This window comes from Salmonella sp. SA15303, assembly GCF_029962125.1.
Classification (GTDB): domain Bacteria; phylum Pseudomonadota; class Gammaproteobacteria; order Enterobacterales; family Enterobacteriaceae; genus Salmonella; species Salmonella enterica.
Map to the genome: position 1 here is coordinate 1386041 of NZ_CP123924.1, position 18451 is coordinate 1404491.

Below are 18451 nucleotides of genomic sequence, written 5' to 3' on the forward strand. Positions count from 1 at the left end.
ACGGCGCATTCCCTTTCCAGGCCGCACATCAGCGCGGCCTGAGGCTTTTACGCGTTTTCTTTCAGCCAGTTCAGCACCACATCATGGTGATTGCTGGTTTTAAAATCATTAAAGACGTGTTCAATCTTACCATCAGCGTCAATCAAAAAGCTGATGCGGTGAATGCCGTCATACGTTTTGCCCATAAACGACTTTTCGCCCCAGACGCCGAACTGTTCACACACCTGATGGTTTTCATCGGACAAAAGGGTAAAGTTCAGCAGCTCTTTTTCAGCGAAACGGGAGAGTTTTTCAGGTTTATCGGTGCTGATGCCCAGCACGTCCACGCCTGCTTTTTTGAGCTCGTCCATGTTATCGCGTAAGCCGCAGGCCTGCACGGTACAGCCGGGTGTCATGGCTTTTGGGTAGAAATAAACCAGAACGCGCTGTCCCTGGAAGTCGGTCAAATTTACTTGTTCCCCGTCTTGATCCGGCAAGCTAAATTTCGGTGCGATATCACCGGCTTTCAGTGGATTCATTACTTAACTCCATCCTGTTCATCATGTTGTGAGTAATTGACGACGTTTATACTGCCTTGCGCATTGAGTTCTGTACATAGTGCTTTAAAGGCTTGCTCAATATTTGCGGAATTTTGCGACGCCGGGCTATGTGCGGTGATTTGAATAAATAATTGCGCAGCTTTATCACCTTCAGCCGGCTGCGTGCGGGAGACCAGCTCCGCAATATTCATTTCATGACTATTAAACAGCGCGGTGAATCGCTCAATTAAATGCGGGGAGTCGGCGACCTCAACCTGAACCCATACCGTCGCGGGCATTGCCGGGCGGGGGCGGTCGGACGTCCGTTTCATCACAATCAGCAGATCCAGCTCCGCGCCTTTTAACGGCAATGTCGATTCAATCAAGGTAATCGCGTTCCACGTGCCGGACAACAGCATAATAAACGTGAATTCATCGCCCAGCATCGCCAGTCGGCTGTCTTCGATATTACAGCCGCAACTGCTGACATGGCGAGTAATGGTATTCACAATACCGGGCCTGTCGGCGCCCAGCGCAGTGATAACCAAATAGTGTTGTGATGACGGTGTCAAACCAGTTATTCCTTTGAGCGGTGAGGTAATCTTAAGGAAACCATAAAAAAAACCTGCATACAACAATCAGAACGGCTTTGGTCGCTTGCTTTTATTGCCATACCAAACGTACCATTGAGGGACTTGTTTGCACAGAGGATGGCCCATGTTCACGGGAAGTATTGTCGCGCTTGTTACGCCGATGGATGAGAAAGGTAACGTCAGTAGGTCTTGCCTGAAAAAACTCATTGATTATCATGTCGCCAACGGTACCTCGGCGATTGTTTCGGTTGGCACTACCGGCGAGTCTGCCACGCTAAGCCATGATGAACATGGCGATGTCGTGATGATGACGCTGGAACTGGCTGACGGACGTATTCCGGTTATCGCCGGCACGGGCGCAAACGCGACCGCGGAAGCGATTAGCCTGACGCAGCGTTTTAACGATAGCGGTATTGTAGGCTGCCTGACGGTAACGCCGTACTACAATCGCCCCACGCAGGAAGGTTTGTTCCAGCATTTCAAAGCCATCGCGGAACACACTGACTTGCCGCAAATTCTGTATAATGTGCCGTCCCGTACCGGTTGCGATATGTTGCCGGAAACCGTGGGTCGTCTGGCGGAAATAAAAAATATTATCGCTATCAAAGAGGCGACAGGGAACTTAACCCGCGTTCACCAGATCAAAGAGCTGGTTTCAGACGATTTTATTCTGCTTAGCGGCGATGACGCGTCTGCGCTGGACTTTATGCAACTGGGTGGTCATGGCGTGATTTCCGTTACGGCTAACGTAGCGGCGCGCGAGATGGCTGACATGTGCAAACTGGCGGCGGAAGGGCAATTTGCCGAGGCGCGCGCTATCAACCAGCGTCTGATGCCGTTACACAACAAACTATTTGTCGAACCCAATCCTATCCCGGTGAAATGGGCATGTAAGGCATTGGGTCTTGTGGCGACCGACACGCTGCGCCTGCCAATGACGCCTATCACGGACCATGGTCGTGACATCGTCAAAGCAGCGCTTCAGCATGCTGGCCTGCTGTAAAGTTTAGGGAGATTTGATGGCTTACTCAGTACAAAAGTCGCGCCTGGCGAAGGTTGCGGGTGTTTCGCTTGTTTTGCTGCTCGCTGCCTGTAGTTCCGATTCGCGCTACAAGCGCCAGGTAAGCGGCGATGAATCCTATCTGGATGCCGCGCCGCTTGCTGAACTTCACGCCCCGGCAGGAATGATCCTGCCGATAACGACCGGCGACTACGTTATTCCGGTCACGAAGGGGAGCGGCGCGGTTGGTAAGGCGTTGGATATCCGTCCGCCGGCGCAGCCGTTAGCGTTAGTGAGCGGCGCGCGTACCCAGTTCTCTGGCGATACCGCTACGCTATTGGTGGAAAATGGCCGGAGCAGCACGCTGTGGCCGCAAGTCGTCAGCGTGATTCAGGCGAAAAATTATCCGATTGAAAAACGTGACGATGCCAGCCAGACCCTGACGACCGATTGGGTGAACTGGAATCGCCTGGATGAAGACGAACAGTATCGTGGACGTTATCAAATCTCGGTGAAGCCGCAGGGCTATCAGCAGGCGGTAACGGTAAAACTGGTTAATCTGGAACAGGCTGGCAAGCCGGTCGCTGACGCGGCGTCGCTGCAGCGCTATAGCACGGAAATGATGAACGTCATTTCCGCCGGTCTGGATAAGACCGCTACGGATGCGGCAAATGCCGCGCAGAACCGTTCCGCCGCAACGATGGATGTGCAGAGCGCCGCTGATGATACCGGTTTACCTATGCTGGTCGTTCGCGGTCCGTTCAACCTCGTGTGGCAGCGCCTCCCGGCCGCGCTGGAAAAAGTGGGCATGAAAGTCACCGACAGCACTCGCTCTCAGGGCAGCATGGCGGTAACGTACAAACCGTTGTCTGACAGCGACTGGCGGGATCTGGGCGCTAGCGACCCGGGCCTGGCATCCGGAGACTATAAATTGCAGGTTGGCGATTTAGATAACCGCAGCAGCTTGCAGTTTATCGATCCTAAGGGGCATACTCTGACGCAAAGCCAGAACGACGCGCTGGTTGCCGTCTTCCAGGCAGCGTTCAACAAGTAATTTAACAGGGCTGGAGCAATCCGGCCCTTTTTTCTGATAAGATACGCAAACGTGTGCGTCGGTACAAAAACGCGATTTAACCGCTATTTCGCACCACAATTACAGGCCGGCGTCTCCGGCAGGCGTAGCAGGAAATGAATACTTATCGTTAATTCACACCCAGGAGTGTTAAAGATGCAAAAGCAAGCTGAGTTGTATCGTGGTAAAGCGAAAACCGTATACAGCACGGAAAACCCGGACCTGTTGGTGCTCGAATTCCGCAATGATACGTCAGCAGGGGATGGCGCGCGCATTGAACAGTTTGATCGCAAGGGCATGGTAAATAACAAATTCAACCATTTCATTATGACCAAACTGGCCGAGGCGGGCATCCCGACCCAGATGGAACGTTTGCTGTCTGATACCGAGTGTCTGGTGAAGAAGCTGGAGATGGTGCCGGTTGAATGTGTGGTGCGCAACCGTGCGGCTGGGTCGCTGGTCAAGCGTCTGGGCGTGGAAGAAGGCATGGAGCTTAACCCGCCGATATTCGATCTGTTCCTGAAAAACGACGCGCTGCACGACCCGATGGTGAATAGTTCCTACTGTGAAACGTTCGGTTGGGTAAGTCAGGAAAATCTGGCGCGTATGAAAGAGCTAACCTACAAAGCCAACGACGTACTGAAAAAACTGTTTGATGACGCGGGTCTTATCCTGGTGGATTTCAAACTGGAGTTTGGCCTGTATAAAGGCGAAGTGGTGCTGGGCGATGAGTTTTCGCCGGACGGTAGCCGCCTGTGGGATAAAGAGACGCTGGACAAAATGGACAAAGACCGCTTCCGCCAGAGCCTGGGCGGTCTGATTGAAGCCTATGAAGCCGTCGCGCATCGCCTGGGCGTGAAATTAGATTAATTCCGCTTCTGACCGGGGGGCAACCGCTCTCCGGTATCATCCTTTCCTCATTCTGATAGCGTTTACCTGTGGTAATCCTGCGCCTGACCGCCTACGATCATCTGTATAACAAAGAGAGAATGAGGTGATTATGCGCTGGCAAGGGCGTCGTGAAAGCAACAATGTAGAGGACAGACGTAATCGGCCAGGCGGCCCCTCGCTGGGTGGCCCAGGCTTTCGTCTTCCGCGCGGAAAAGGCGGCATCATTCTGTTGGTGGTGGTGTTGGTCGCAGGGTACTATGGGGTGGATTTAACCGGTCTGTTGACCGGCCAGCCGGTTTCGCAGCAGCAGTCGACGCGTTCGATAAGCCCCAATGATGATGAAGCGGCAAAATTTACCTCGGTGATTCTGGCGACGACCGAAGATACCTGGGGTCAACTCTTTCAAAAAATGGGGCGCGGCTATCAGCAGCCAAAACTGGTGATGTACCGTGGTATGACGCGCACCGGCTGTGGTGCGGGTCAGTCCGTGATGGGGCCGTTTTACTGCCCGGCGGACGGCACCGTTTATATCGATCTCTCATTTTACGATGATATGAAAAATAAGCTGGGCGCGGACGGTGATTTTGCCCAGGGTTATGTCATCGCCCACGAAGTCGGCCACCACGTACAAAAACTGTTAGGTATTGAGCCGAAAGTACGCCAGTTGCAGCAAAACGCGTCGCAAACGGAGGTGAATCGCCTTTCGGTGCGCATGGAGCTACAGGCGGATTGCTTTGCCGGCGTGTGGGGACACAGTATGCAGCAGCAAGGCGTACTGGAGGCGGGCGATCTGGAAGAGGCGCTCAATGCCGCACAGGCTATCGGCGACGATCGCTTACAGCAACAGGGGCAGGGGCGCGTCGTGCCGGATAGTTTTACTCACGGCACCTCAGAACAGCGCTACAGCTGGTTTAAGCGTGGATTTGACAGCGGTGACCCGGCGCAATGTAATACGTTTGGCAAAAACTTTTGATAAACCGGGGCAGGGATGTCTGATATCGATGCGCTACAGGCGTTAACGTCGCAAATGACACAGGAAGGCATTCGCCGTTTACTGGTCATCAGCGGCGATGCGGCGTGGTGCCGGAAGCGGGCCGAGGCGATACGCGCTGCATTGCCCGGTGACTGGCTGTGGGTCGCGCCTGACGCGCCCGCCCAGCCGTGCTGTACGCCACAGGCGTTACAAACGCTGCTGGGCCGTGAATTCCGTCATGCGATATTTGATGCCTGGCAGGGCTTTGACGCCGCAGCGTTTGCCGCCCTGAGCGGGACCTTGCAGGCCGGAAGCTGGCTGCTTCTGCTGATGCCGCCGTACGAGACGTGGGAAAGCAGGCCTGATACCGATTCACTGCGCTGGAGCGACTGCGCGCAGCCTATCCCCACACCGCAGTTTGCACAGCATCTTAAACGGACTCTCTCCCGCGATCCGCAAACGCTGCTTTGGCGACAGCGCCAGCCGTTTTGCTGGCCATCTTATCCTTCCCGTGAATGCTGGCGACCCGCCACCGGCGAGCCGCAGCCGGAGCAGGCGGCTATCTTATCGCGTTTACGTGAAATGCCGCCCGGCGTGGCGACGGTGATTGCCCCCCGTGGGCGCGGCAAATCGGCGCTGGCCGGGCAATTCATCTCCCGGATGGCGGGCACGGCTATCGTGACCGCACCGGCGAAAACGGCAACGGATATCCTGGCAGCGTTTGCCGGTGAGCGGTTCTGCTTTATGGCGCCGGATGCGTTGCTGGCGAGCGGGGCAAGAGCCGACTGGCTGGTGGTTGACGAGGCGGCGGCAATCCCCACGCCGCTGCTGCTGCAACTGGTTTCGCGCTTTCCCCGCATACTACTCACCACCACCGTTCAGGGCTACGAAGGCACCGGACGCGGTTTTTTACTTAAGTTTTGCGCCCGTTTTCCGCAGCTTCACCGCTTCACGCTTCGTCAGCCTGTCCGCTGGGCGCCAGAATGCCCGCTGGAAAATATCGTCAGCGAGGCGCTGATATTCGACGATGAAGCGTTTGCGCAGGCGCCACATGGCGCGATAGAAATCTCGGCGTTTTACCAACAGGCCTGGGTGAATACGCCCGCGTTGCCGAGGGCTGTGTATCAGTTACTGTCGGGGGCGCACTATCGTACTTCGCCGCTGGATCTGCGCCGAATGATGGATGCGCCAGGACAGCATTTCTTGCAGGCTACGGCGAATAACCGTGTGGCGGGCGCCCTCTGGCTGGTCGAAGAGGGCGGGTTATCCGCAGAACTCAGTCAGGCTGTATGGTGCGGTTTCCGGCGGCCGCGTGGGAATCTGGTGGCGCAGTCGCTGGCGGCGCACGGTAGCGACCCTTTAGCCGCGACGCTGGTTGGGCGTCGCGTAAGCCGTATCGCAGTGCACCCCGCTCGCCAGCGTGAAGGCATCGGTCAGCAGTTGATTGCCTGCGCGTGCATGCAGGCGGCGCAGTGTGATTATCTTTCCGTCAGCTTCGGCTATACGCCGGAGCTGTGGCGTTTCTGGCAACGCTGCGGCTTTGTACTGGTACGGATGGGCAACCATCGGGAGGCGAGCAGCGGTTGCTATACGGCGATGGCGTTATTGCCGCTGAGCGACGCGGGAAAACGGCTGGCGCAGCAGGAACACCGGCGTTTGCGCCGCGATGCGGATATCCTGACGCAGTGGAACGGCGAGGCGATACCGCTGGCGGCGTTGCGCGAACAGGCGCTTAATGATGAAGACTGGCGTGAGCTGGTCGGTTTTGCGTTCGCGCACCGTCCGCTACTGACATCGTTAGGTTGCCTGCATCGTTTACTGCAATACAGCGCATTGCCATTACCGGCGCTGAGAGGGCGGCTGGAAGAAAAAGCCAGCGATGCCGAACTGTGCGCCCGGCTACGCATTTCAGGCCGTAAAGCTCTGCTGGCGTTGCAGCGTGCGCAGGCGGCGCAGGCGCTAATTGCGTTGGATGCCGGACGAACGCAGAGTTTGCGCGACGTAATGCCCGGCGGTGGGGACCATGCCGGATAGCGATACCTGTCCGGCATGATATCCGGTTACTTTTTCGGCTGATCTTTCTTCGGCCAGTCGTCTTCATCGTCCCACTTATCGTTAAAATCGCGATGCGGGGGCAGCTCAGGTTTATTGGCAAGGAATTTCTTATGGTCGATGCGTTTGAGATCTTTGATCACATTCAGCAGTACGCCTACCAGAAACACCAATACCAGAATCCACCAATATTTTGCCAGCCAGTCCATGCTTATTTCCTCTTACCGGAACGCTCATCAGGCGACGAGCTGTTCCATAATGCGTTGATACATACGGGCCAGTAGCTGGAGATCGGCGGCATTCACACATTCATTAATTTTATGAATGGTGGCGTTCACCGGCCCCAGTTCTACCACCTGCGCTCCCATACGGGCGATAAAACGTCCGTCGGACGTACCGCCCGTCGTCAGTAATTGCGGTTTAATTTCATTATAGTGCTCAATGGCGTTTACCACCGCGTCCACCAGCTTGCCGCGTGCGGTCAGGAACGGCTGCCCGGAAAGCCACCAGTCTACGGTATAGCGTAGCTGATGCTTTTCAAGCAGCGCATGTACCCGCTCTTTGATCATCTCATCGGTCAGTTCCGTGCTGAAACGGAAGTTAAACTGCACGAACAGTTCGCCGGGAATGACATTATTGCTGCCGGTGCCTGCCTGGATATTGGCTACCTGCATACTGGTGGCCGGGAAAAAGTCATTGCCCCGATCCCACTCGATAGCGACCAGTTCATTAAGAAAAGGCGCGGCGCGATGAACAGGGTTATCCGCCAGATGCGGATAGGCGACGTGCCCCTGAACGCCATGGATAGTGAGGTTACAGGTGAGAGAACCGCGACGCCCGTTTTTGACGACATCGCCCACAATTTCAGTACTGGAAGGTTCGCCGACCAGACAGTAATCCAGCCGCTCGTTACGGGCCATCAGCGCTTCAACCACCTTTACGGTGCCATTTTTTGCGCTGGCTTCCTCATCAGAGGTAATCAAAAATGCGAGGCGGCCCCGGTGATGAGGATGCTGCGCAACAAAACGTTCAGCAGCCACCACCATGGCCGCCAGTGAACCTTTCATATCCGCCGCGCCGCGACCGAACAACATTCCGTCGCGAATCGTAGGCTCAAACGGCGGATTGATCCAGCGATCGACATCGCCAGCCGGTACGACGTCAGTATGCCCGGCGAACGCCAGCGTTTCGCCACGCCCACGCCATGCCCAAAAATTTTGCGTGTCGCCAAAATCCATATGCTCAATGGTAAAACCGATTTTACGCAGGCGTTCAATCATTAATGCCTGACAGCCTGCGTCATCCGGACTCAGGGAGGGGCGACGAATAAGTTGCTGTGTCAGCTCAATAACCGGGCACGACATAGACTACACCTCATCAAAAAACTGCTGATAACGGGATTCACTGAAACCAAGCAGCATAGGCTTCCCGGGCGCGCAGAGCAATGGGCGTTTGATGATTGCCGGCTGTTCAACCATGAGAGCAGCGGCGGAGTCGGCATCGGTAATCCCGCTGCGGTGGCCTTCATCCAGTTTGCGCCATGTTGTGCCGCGCGTATTCAGTAAAGGCTGCCAGCCGAGTTCGGCAATAAAGGTATTAAGAAGAGGGAGGTCTATGCCATCCACACGGTAATCGTGAAAACGATAATCAATGCCATGTTCCTCCAGCCAATGGCGCGCTTTTTTGATCGTGTCGCAATTCTTAATGCCATAGAGGGTAATCATATTGAATCCTTTAACGCGAAATTCGAATAAATAATCAATAGTATCGTCTGCGGGATAATAAGTGTGGCCGTTTATGGTTATTTATCCAGCGCTGATCGGCAATCAATATAACATTGTTGAGTGAATGTGAATAATGATTCCAAAACGTTCCAGATGTGGCTTGTTTATACTTCGCGGTATAAATCCTATTTTGTGCATATGCAATTGTTTGTTTTTTAACCCAATTTGATAAAGTAGTAGAAAAGGTATTAATGTTGCTAAATATTGCAGTAAGTCACATAAAATTTATGGCTACAGCGCCATAGTAATATCATAGACAGCATAACCAGAGGATATCGCAACAATCGGTTAAATGAACTTCTCTCTATACCGCTAACTACGTAAAATACCCATAATAATAAGAGAGGCTATTATGATTGAACGTGAACTGGGGAACTGGAAAGATTTTATCGAAGTCATGCTTCGTAAATAAATGCCTGGAAGGCACCGCGCTCCCATAGGGGATAAGAAAAGGCGACTCAACGAAAGTCGCCTTTTTTGTGCCCGACACCTCGTATCAGGCTGGCCGGGATCTTATTTCGGGCGCGGCTTCAGCGGGAAGCGGCGACGTATCAGCACGAAAAACAGGGGTACAAAGAAGATAGCCAGAACGGTTGCTGAGATCATTCCCCCCATCACGCCGGTTCCGACAGCATGTTGGCTACCCGAGCCTGCCCCGGTGCTGGTGGCCATCGGCAATACGCCAAAGATAAACGCCAGCGAAGTCATCAGTATCGGTCGCAGGCGTTGGCGGCTGGCGTACAGCGTGGCGTCTAACAGCGCGTGTCCCTTCTGATTCATTTCGTTGGCGAATTCCACAATCAGAATCGCGTTTTTCGCCGAGAGGCCGATAACGGTCAACAGCCCCACCTGGAAGTAAACATCGTTTTCCAGCCCGCGCATCCAGGTAGCGAGTAGCGCGCCGATGACCCCGAGCGGCACAACCAGCATCACCGAGAAGGGCACCGACCAGCTTTCATACAATGCCGCCAGACACAGGAAGACGACTAATAGCGAAATAGCGTACAGCGCGGGCGCCTGCGCGCCGGAGAGCCGTTCCTGGTAAGACATGGCTGTCCATTCCAGGCCAAAACCGCCCGGTAGCTGATGCACCAACGACTCCATGACATCCATTGCCGTCCCGGTACTGACCCCCGGCGCGGCCTCTCCGACAATTTCTACCGCCGAATAGCCGTTATAGCGTTCCAGACGCGGCGATCCGGTTTCCCAGCGCGAGGTGGCGAAGGCGGAGAAGGGGACCATGCCGCCGTCTTTGTTACGGACATACCAAAGATTAATATCATCCGGCAACATACGATATTTCGCTGCGGCCTGAACATAGACCTTCTTCACGCGGCCCCGGTCCATAAAGTCGTTGACGTAGCTCGATCCCCAGGCTGTTTGCAGGGTGTCGTTGATATCGTCAATCGATACGCCCAGCGCCTGCGCTTTTCGTTGGTCAATATCAATTTGCAGTTGCGGGCTGTCGTCCAGGCCGTTGTGGCGCACGCGGGTCAAGGAACTGTTTTTCCCGGCCAGCTCAATGAGTTGATCTCGTGCGGCCATCAGCGCGTCATGGCCTGCTCCGGCGTGATCCTGTAATTCCATATCAAAACCGGCGGAGCTGCCCAGACCGCTAATTGCCGGCGGGCTGCTGGCGAAGACGCGAGCTTCTTTAATCTGGTTAAATGCTTTTGTCGCCCGCTCAATAATGGCGAACGAGGAGCCGGTGGTGGGATCGCGCGCGTCCCAGTCTTTCAAGCGAACAAACATGCGCGCGACGTTTTGCCCGTTCCCGCCAGGGCCGGAACCGACCGTCGAGAAGACCGACATAATGTTGTTTTTCTCATGGGTGAAGTAATAGTTTTCAACCTTTTCAACAACTTTCAGGGTCTGCTGTTGCGTAGAGCCGCTCGGTAGCTGGATAGACGTAGTGAACATGCCCCGATCTTCTTGCGGCAGAAAGGAGGTGGGGAGGCGCAAAAACAGGAACACCATTCCGCCAAGCAACAGAACATAAATCAGAATCCAGCGCAGGCTGCGATGCAAAATTTTCGCTACGCCTTTCTCATAACGTTCGGCATTACGATTGAAGGTACGGTTAAACCAGCCGAAAAATCCGCGTTGCCCGTGCTGCTCGCCTTTGTGCAGCGGTTTTAATAACGTTGCGCACAGCGCCGGTGTCAGGATCATGGCGACCAGCACCGACAGCACCATTGCCGAGACAATGGTAATAGAAAACTGACGATAAATCGCCCCGGTGGTACCGCCAAAGAACGCCATCGGCACGAATACCGCAGACAGCACCATCGCGATACCGACCAGCGCCCCCTGGATTTGTCCCATGGATTTGCGCGTCGCTTCACGCGGCGTGAGCCCTTCTTCGCTCATGATACGTTCGACGTTTTCCACCACCACGATGGCATCGTCGACCAGGAGCCCGATTGCCAGCACCATCGCGAACATGGTTAATGTGTTAATACTGTAGCCGAACGCGTAAAGCACGGAGAAGGTGCCCATTAATACTACCGGCACGGCGATCGTCGGAATCAGCGTGGCGCGAAAGTTTTGCAGGAACAGGTACATCACCAGGAAAACCAGCGCGATAGCCTCCAGCAACGTTTTGACCACATCGATAATCGAGGCTTTGACAAAGGAGGTGGTTTCATACGCGATCTTGTATTCCAGCCCTTGAGGGAAGTACTGCGCCAGCTCGTTGAGGCGATCCAGCACCAGCTTCGCGGTCGCCATTTCGTTCGCGCCGGAAGCCAGCTTAACCCCAAGACCGGAAGCCGGATTGCCGTTAAAACGGCTGAGGTAGTCATACTTTTCCGCCCCCAGCTCCACGGTGGCGACATCGCCCAGTTTGACCTCGGAACCGTCCTGATTAACGCGCAGGGTGATATCGCGAAATTGTTGCGGCGTTTGCAGCAGTGACTGCGCATTAATGGTGGCGTTCAGCGCCTGCTTGTCGACCGAAGGCGTACCGCCAAGCTGCCCGACGGCGATTTGCGCATTCTGCGACTCAATCGCATCGGTCACGTCTTTCGTGGTCATCTGAAAACTATTCAATTTGGCCGGATCGAGCCAGATACGCATAGAGTACTGTGAACCATAAGCGTCAATATCGCCCACGCCGTTGACGCGGCTGAGCGGGTCCTGAATATTACTGGCGACGTAGTCGGCGATATCCTGCTTGTCCATAGAACCGTCGGTAGAGACGAAAGCGATGGTCAAAATATTGGTATCGCCCGTTTTGCGTACCGTGACGCCTTGATCCTGTACCGCCTGCGGCAGTTTACGCATCGCGGACTGTAACTGGTTTTGCACCTGCTGAACCGCCTCATCAGGATCGGTTCCCGCAATAAAGCTCAGGGTGATGGTCGCCTGTCCGGTTCCGCTGCTTTGTGATGACATGTACATCAGATTATCGAGGCCCGTCATATTCTGCTCAATAACCTGGGTTACGGTATTTTCCAGCGTTTGCGCCGACGCTCCCGGATAATTCGCGGTAATACGTACGTTGGGCGGCGCCAGATCGGGATATTGTTCAACAGGTAAAGAGAAAATGGCTAACGCCCCTGTCAGACACAACAGGATAGCCAGCACCCAGGCAAAAATGGGGCGATCGATAAAAAAATTCGCCATTAAAGGGAAACCTCGTGTTTCTACATATCGTTATAGATTTGAACTGCTTCACTGTAGCGGCAAGCTACGAGCCAAACGTGGAGAAATAAAGGAGATAATGTAAATTATCATGCGCTTTTACAGCATACTTTTTGTGCCAACGCCGGAAAGCCTGACATCTGGCCTTCCGGCGATTTGCCGTTCTTTACGTTAACTGACTCTCTTCCTTGTTGGAGGAGCGAAAACTGATACTGACCAGTGTGCCGCCGCCGGAGGGTTGCGAAAAATTCAGCGTGCCGCCAAGGCGCTCCGCGCGCTCACGCATTATATTCAGACCATAGTGTCCGGCAGGCTCATGCGGTTCGCCGATACCAATGCCATTATCGCGAATATAAACGGTATGATCGCCGTCAGGCGCGGTGACGCAGCTCACGGCGATTTCGCTCGCGTTGGCGTGTTTAATGGCGTTCAGGACCGCTTCACGCACAATTTGCAACAAATGCACCTGCATTTGCGCATCCAGCGCCAGCGTGGGTAAACGGCAATCCAACGTGAGTTTGGCCGGGGTCTGACTCTGTAAATCTTCCAGCATCTCATGCAATGCGGAGGGTAAATCGGCCTGCTGTAACGTCAGACGGAACGTGGTGAGTAGCTCGCGAAGCTGACGGTAGGCGTCGTTCAGCGCTCTGGAAAAATCCGCCATGATGCTTTGCGCGCCGGCGTTATCCTCAGGAATAGCGCGCTTCAAAAGCGTTAACTGAATACGTAAATAAGAAAGTACCTGCGCCAGCGAATCGTGTAGCTCACGGGCAATCGTCGCGCGCTCTTCCATTAACAAAAGTTGCTGGAAGTGTTTTTGCGCCTGATTAAAGTACAAACCACGCCCCAGCATCGTGGAGACGCTGTTCAGCAGCGGCGTAGAGGCATTAACGTTGGGGCTTTGCCAGTGGAGTTCGCCATAGACCGTGTCCTGCATCGTCACTGGCAGCATTTGCATCGGCAGGTCGGGGCTTTGCGTGCCTTCGCTAATCCGCCAGTTATCGCCCACGGTTAACTCCAGATACCAAGCGGCGTCATGTTCACGGACAATTTGCAAAATATGGCGAAAACAGTGGACGTCGATTTGGCTGGTATTCAGCGCCTGAGAGCACTGGTATAACACCTCCAGGCGGCGGTGCGCTTCGTGCAGATCGTGCGTTTTTTCTTCCACCGAGGCTTCCAGCGAACGATAAAGTTTATGCAGCTCGCTCGACATCTGGCTAAACGTTTTCGCCAACAATCCCAGCTCATTGGGTAAGCTGGTATCCAGCGGCAGCGGGGCGAACTGACCATGTTCAATTCGCTGACTGGCGGTGACCAGTTGATTCAGCGGGCGAACGACCTGCTGGCGAATACGTCGTAGGGTAAAAAAGACCAGCGTAAATATGCCGATACCGCCCGCCAGCGATATGGCGACGACCAGCATGACTTTACGCTCGGCGTAATGCTGTAACGCCAGAACGAAGAGATCAATTTGATTGACGTAATTGTTGATATTGGTCTGATACCAGGCAATGTCGCCGTCCTGTAGGCGGCTATTCATCTCCAGCCAGTTGGCGTGCAGGCGCTCGTAGCGAGTTTTTACCGCCTGCGGCACATACCAGGCGTTGAGATTTTGCAGTACCGGCGAGTTGAGCGCGTGCTGGAAAAGTTGACGATGCGCATTAATCTGCGGGCTACGGCTTTGCAGATCGTAACCCAGCCGATAGCTCTGCATTCGTAGCGAACCGGCGATATTGATCGCTTCGGCATCCCGTAAACTGCTGGTCAGCGTCAGTAATGCGCTGCCGGTGGACAGAATAGACAACAGCACAATATAGAAAAAAGCCTTAGCCAGACTGGCCGAGACCGGGCGTTTAACCGTCACACTGGTACTCCCCGCATTTAGCTGAACCGCAATTTCATTTGCTTTGAAATAAATTGATCTGCCACAGGTTCTGGACAGATAGTTGTGCTTCCTGGGCAGATGAACATTGCCGACCCCGCCTTCGTCAGTTAATAACAATGCTCATATAAAGAATAAGGTTTTTGCAACCAAAACAGAAGGACGCCATGAATCGTTTTATTATGGCCAATAGCCAGCAGTGTCTGGGCTGCCATGCCTGCGAGGTCGCCTGCGTAATGGCTCACAATGATGAGCGACATGTCCTGACGTCACAGCGCTATCAGCCCCGAATTACTGTCATTAAACATCAGCACCAGCGCAGCGCGGTTACATGTCACCATTGCGAAGATGCGCCCTGCGCCCGTAGCTGTCCGAACGGCGCGATCGCGCATATTAACGACAGCGTGCAGGTCAATGCGCAGAAGTGCATCGGCTGTAAATCCTGCGTCGTCGCCTGTCCATTCGGCACCATGCAGATGGTATTGACGCCCGTCGCGCCAAACCAGTTCAAAGCCAGCGCGCATAAATGCGATCTGTGTCAGGGACGTGAACAGGGGCCGGCCTGTGTGGAAAATTGCCCGGCGGATGCGCTGCAACTGGTCACCGAAGACTCGTTGACCCGTCTGGCTAAAACGCGACGGCTGCGTACCGCCCGGCAGGAGATTCGCCCCTGGCATACCGTGGATACACAACACAGTGGGGCAGCAAGCAGCAAAGCCGAGCGTATGCAGGCGACGCCGCCGCGCGGCGAACCGGATAAACTGGCGATTGAAGCGCGTAAAACCACCTTTGAGGAAATTTATCTGCCGTTTCGCGCCGCGCAGGCGGAGCGTGAGGCGTCCCGCTGCCTCACATGCGGGGAACACAGTATCTGCGAATGGACCTGTCCGCTGCATAACCATATTCCCCAGTGGATCGAACTGGTGAAAGCCGGCGATATTGATGCGGCGGTAGAGCTTTCCCACCAGACCAACTGTCTGCCGGAAATTACCGGTCGCGTCTGTCCGCAGGATCGGCTATGCGAAGGCGCGTGTACACTCCGCGATGAGTATGGCGCGGTTACCATCGGCAACATTGAGCGCTATATCTCCGATCGCGCTCTGAGCAAAGGCTGGCGTCCCGACCTGTCGGACGTACAGAAGAGCGATAAGCGCGTGGCGATTATCGGCGCGGGGCCGGCAGGTCTTGCCTGCGCTGACGTGCTGGCGCGCCATGGCGTAAGCGCCACCGTCTACGATCGCCATCCGGAAATCGGCGGTTTACTCACCTTTGGTATTCCGGCTTTCAAACTGGATAAATCTCTGCTGGCGCGCCGTCGGGAAATCTTCAGCGCGATGGGGATTCGTTTCGAGCTTAACTGCGAAGTAGGGAAAGATATTTCTCTGGAGACGCTGCTGGAGAGTTATGACGCCGTCTTTGTTGGGGTTGGAACCTATCGTTCCATGAAGGCTGATTTACCGAATGAAGATGCGCCGGGGGTATATGATGCGTTGCCATTCCTCATCGCCAATACCAAACAGGTGATGGGGCTTCCGGCGTTGCCTGACGAGCCGTTTATTGATACTGCGGGCCTTAACGTGGTTGTGCTGGGCGGCGGTGACACCGCAATGGACTGCGTACGTACGGCGCTGCGTCATGGCGCTGCTAACGTCACCTGCGCTTATCGCCGCGATGAGGCCAATATGCCAGGGTCGAAAAAAGAGGTGAAAAACGCGCGGGAAGAGGGCGCGAACTTTGAATTTAACGTTCAGCCGGTTGAGTTGGTGCTGGATACGCACGGGCGCGCCAGCGGTATTCGCTTTTTGCGTACGCGGCTTGGCGAACCGGATGGTCAGGGGCGACGCCGCCCGGTACCTGTACCGGACAGCGAGTTCGTGATGCCGGCGGATGCGGTCATTATGGCGTTTGGTTTTCATCCGCATGGTATGTCGTGGCTGGAATCGCATGGCGTGAAGGTGGATAACTGGGGACGTATTGCCGCCAGCGTCGAGAGCGAGTTTCGTTACCAGACGTCCAACCCGAAAATTTTCGCCGGCGGCGATGCGGTGCGCGGCGCCGATCTGGTGGTGACGGCGATGGCAGAAGGCCGACATGCTGCGCAGGGGATACTCGACTGGTTAGCTAAATAAGCGTATTTGTAGGCCGGTTAAGGCCTGGAACGGTTAAATGATTGAGTGATAAAAAATCTTAAACTTATTGGCTAACCTTACTCCGTTTGCAGAAATGTTGACGCTCGCAGGGCTGAACGCCCTGCGATAAACATTTTCCCGTCGGGGCGACGTTTAACAGGCCTGATGAGGACAATCTTAGTATTGAAAATAGAGTGTAAATTGAAGGAAGGGACGCTATCAGAACCCCTTCTTAGAGCCTATCCCATTAGGGCTATTTTACTTGCCATTTTGGTCCTGGGCAGTGCTCGCCAAAACGCGTTAGCGTTTTGAACGCCGCTTGCGGCGGCCCGAAGGGCGAGCGTAGCGAGTCAAACCTCACGTACTACGTGTACGCTCCGGTTTTTGCGCGCTGTCCGTGTCCAAACTGGCTGCGCCAATAACGCCTACAGAGATAGGCTCTTAATTTTTATTTTAAGGAACCATATATCTGGTCAACAATCCAGCCATACGTCGCCGCAGGTAATAATCCACTGACAAAAACATTCGGATTCACTTTAGGATTTGCTACCGGCGAGTGCGGCCTGTTACCTAAAATCACAATCGCCATATGATTAACCGGATCGATAGACGTCAGCGTTCCGGTCCATCCGGTATGTCCATACGTTTGCGGACTGGCTAATACCCCGAACGTGGGGGTCATTGAGGCGTTGCCGTTAACGCGCCACCCCAGACCAAAGGTAGCGTCTTCTGGCGAGCGGCGAGTAAACTGCGCAACCGTTTTGTCGTCGAATAGCTTCACGTTACCGTAGCCGCCCCCATTGAGCATGACTTGCATTAACACAGCCATATCATGGGTGTCAGAAAACAGTCCGGCGTGTCCTGAAACGCCGCCCATTGAGTACCAGGCTTTTTCATCATGCACCTGGCCCCATAGTGTATTGGTGCGAATATTGGGGAAATGAATCACGCCGTCACGCGTGTTGCCATGTAGTTCCGTTGCGGCGATTTGCGGCGGCGTGAAGCCTTTCATCAGCGGGTTAAAGACGGTATGTTTTAATCCGAGCGGTTTATAAATGGTGGTTTCGACGTAGCGATCTAATGGCATTGCCGTTATCGATTCAATGATAAAACCAAGAATCATATAATCCACGTCGCTGTAGATATGCTTCGACCCAGGTTGATATTCCAGCGGTGTCTTTTTAATCATCTCCAGAGTAGTGCTTTTACTCTGTGAGAATAATTTACCGGCGACGTTTTTATTAGGATATTGTGGGTCGGCAGGAAAGCCCGCGACGTGATGAAGAATATCAATAATGCGGAGTTTATTTTTGCCTTTTATTTTATCCCCAGGCATATCCTTAAAGCCGGGGATATATTTTGATACCAAATCATTGACATCTATTTTTCCTTCATACACTAGTTTTTGCAATGCGAAGTTAGTGGCATACATTTTTGTGTTTGAAGCCAGATCATACATCGTGTTAGTGGTCGCCCGAATGGGATGGGCTAACAGCGTGGAACCGTCATATTTTTTGGCATAGCCCCAGGCTTTTTGTAGAACAATATGATTATCTTTTATCACCAGAAGATTGATGCTGGGATATCCGGCATCAATTTGATTTTGAATCCAGCCATCAAGTCGGTGAAGTTTTTGGCTATCAAACCCCACCTGATCAGGGCTCGCGGTGGTCAATACAGGATACTCAACGGCAAAAGCTGAAAGGGAAAACGTCAGTAGAACCGTCGCAACGAGAGTAAATTTCATGATGATTCCCTCAGTCTCACTCCGGCCGTCAAATCATATCGCGAGCATGGACTCTGCGGCCCGGAGAAGCAGAATATGGTCATGGCAGTGACAGAAAAATATGGCTGTACGTCCGTTCAGTCGGCATTAAGGATTAACCCTTCAGCAGACAAAACCGACCTC

Annotated in this window: 15 protein-coding genes; 7 read left to right on the plus strand and 8 right to left on the minus strand. The window is 54.1% G+C overall.

What is annotated here, in order from left to right; genetic code table 11:
* Positions 1-47: 47 nt before the first annotated feature.
* Positions 48-518 carry a thioredoxin-dependent thiol peroxidase gene (gene bcp, locus QEN31_RS06585; protein ID WP_001068686.1) on the minus strand — a complete coding sequence of 157 codons (471 nt, stop codon included), beginning with the start codon at positions 516-518 and terminating at the stop codon, positions 48-50.
* Positions 518-1090 carry a glycine cleavage system transcriptional repressor gene (locus QEN31_RS06590; RefSeq protein WP_000189061.1) on the minus strand — a complete coding sequence of 191 codons (573 nt, stop codon included), beginning with the start codon at positions 1088-1090 and terminating at the stop codon, positions 518-520. Before QEN31_RS06590 ends, bcp begins: the two co-directional genes overlap by 1 nt.
* A 145-nt stretch (positions 1091-1235) precedes the next feature.
* Here QEN31_RS06590 and dapA point away from each other — a divergent pair, with 145 nt between their 5' ends.
* The 5 genes from dapA to tmcA all read left to right on the plus strand — a co-directional run bounded on the left by dapA (position 1236) and on the right by tmcA (position 7081).
* Positions 1236-2114: a 4-hydroxy-tetrahydrodipicolinate synthase gene (gene dapA / locus QEN31_RS06595; protein WP_000494020.1), complete on the plus strand. Its 879-nt coding sequence runs from the start codon at positions 1236-1238 to the stop codon at positions 2112-2114.
* Positions 2115-2130: 16 nt separating this feature from the next.
* Positions 2131-3165, plus strand: a complete 1035-nt coding sequence (bamC, locus tag QEN31_RS06600; protein WP_000331877.1) for an outer membrane protein assembly factor BamC — start codon at positions 2131-2133, stop codon at positions 3163-3165.
* Between the two features lie 174 nt (positions 3166-3339).
* Positions 3340-4053, plus strand: a complete 714-nt coding sequence (gene purC / locus QEN31_RS06605) for a phosphoribosylaminoimidazolesuccinocarboxamide synthase (RefSeq protein ID WP_001171630.1) — start codon at positions 3340-3342, stop codon at positions 4051-4053.
* A gap of 130 nt (positions 4054-4183) precedes the next feature.
* Positions 4184-5047, plus strand: coding sequence for a KPN_02809 family neutral zinc metallopeptidase (gene ypfJ, locus QEN31_RS06610; RefSeq protein WP_001267523.1), 864 nt, complete (start codon positions 4184-4186; stop codon positions 5045-5047).
* Positions 5048-5062: 15 nt separating this feature from the next.
* A complete protein-coding gene (gene tmcA, locus QEN31_RS06615; protein ID WP_020837132.1) occupies positions 5063-7081 on the plus strand; it encodes a tRNA cytosine(34) acetyltransferase TmcA in 2019 nt (672 codons plus the stop codon).
* Positions 7082-7107: 26 nt separating this feature from the next.
* Here tmcA and QEN31_RS06620 read toward each other — a convergent pair whose 3' ends face one another.
* Genes QEN31_RS06620 through QEN31_RS06630 form a run of 3 tightly spaced genes read right to left on the minus strand, consistent with a single transcriptional unit; the run spans position 7108 to position 8823 of the window.
* Entirely contained in the window at positions 7108-7308 is a 201-nt protein-coding gene (locus QEN31_RS06620; protein ID WP_000383839.1) for a YpfN family protein, read from the minus strand.
* A 27-nt stretch (positions 7309-7335) separates the two neighbouring features.
* On the minus strand, positions 7336-8463 hold the full coding sequence (dapE, locus tag QEN31_RS06625) for a succinyl-diaminopimelate desuccinylase (RefSeq protein ID WP_001277825.1): 1128 nt from the start codon (positions 8461-8463) through the stop codon (positions 7336-7338).
* Between the two features lie 3 nt (positions 8464-8466).
* Positions 8467-8823 carry an ArsC family reductase gene (locus QEN31_RS06630; RefSeq protein WP_000631921.1) on the minus strand — a complete coding sequence of 119 codons (357 nt, stop codon included), beginning with the start codon at positions 8821-8823 and terminating at the stop codon, positions 8467-8469.
* Between the two features lie 412 nt (positions 8824-9235).
* On the opposite strand from QEN31_RS06630, the gene ypfM reads away from it, so the two are divergent.
* On the plus strand, positions 9236-9295 hold the full coding sequence (ypfM, locus tag QEN31_RS06635; protein WP_001386977.1) for a protein YpfM: 60 nt from the start codon (positions 9236-9238) through the stop codon (positions 9293-9295).
* A gap of 101 nt (positions 9296-9396) precedes the next feature.
* Here the strand turns inward: ypfM and acrD are convergent, their stop codons facing one another.
* A complete protein-coding gene (acrD, locus tag QEN31_RS06640) occupies positions 9397-12510 on the minus strand; it encodes a multidrug efflux RND transporter permease AcrD (protein WP_064239801.1) in 3114 nt (1037 codons plus the stop codon).
* A gap of 184 nt (positions 12511-12694) precedes the next feature.
* Positions 12695-14395, minus strand: a complete 1701-nt coding sequence (gene narQ / locus QEN31_RS06645; RefSeq protein ID WP_000216821.1) for a nitrate/nitrite two-component system sensor histidine kinase NarQ — start codon at positions 14393-14395, stop codon at positions 12695-12697.
* A gap of 185 nt (positions 14396-14580) precedes the next feature.
* On the opposite strand from narQ, the gene aegA reads away from it, so the two are divergent.
* A complete protein-coding gene (gene aegA / locus QEN31_RS06650; protein ID WP_001078938.1) occupies positions 14581-16542 on the plus strand; it encodes a formate-dependent uric acid utilization protein AegA in 1962 nt (653 codons plus the stop codon).
* 448 nt (positions 16543-16990) lie between these two features.
* Here aegA and pbp4b read toward each other — a convergent pair whose 3' ends face one another.
* Positions 16991-18289 (minus strand): penicillin binding protein PBP4B, encoded by a 1299-nt coding sequence (gene pbp4b / locus QEN31_RS06655; RefSeq protein WP_000673300.1) that lies wholly within the window; start codon positions 18287-18289, stop codon positions 16991-16993.
* Positions 18290-18451: the final 162 nt, after the last annotated feature.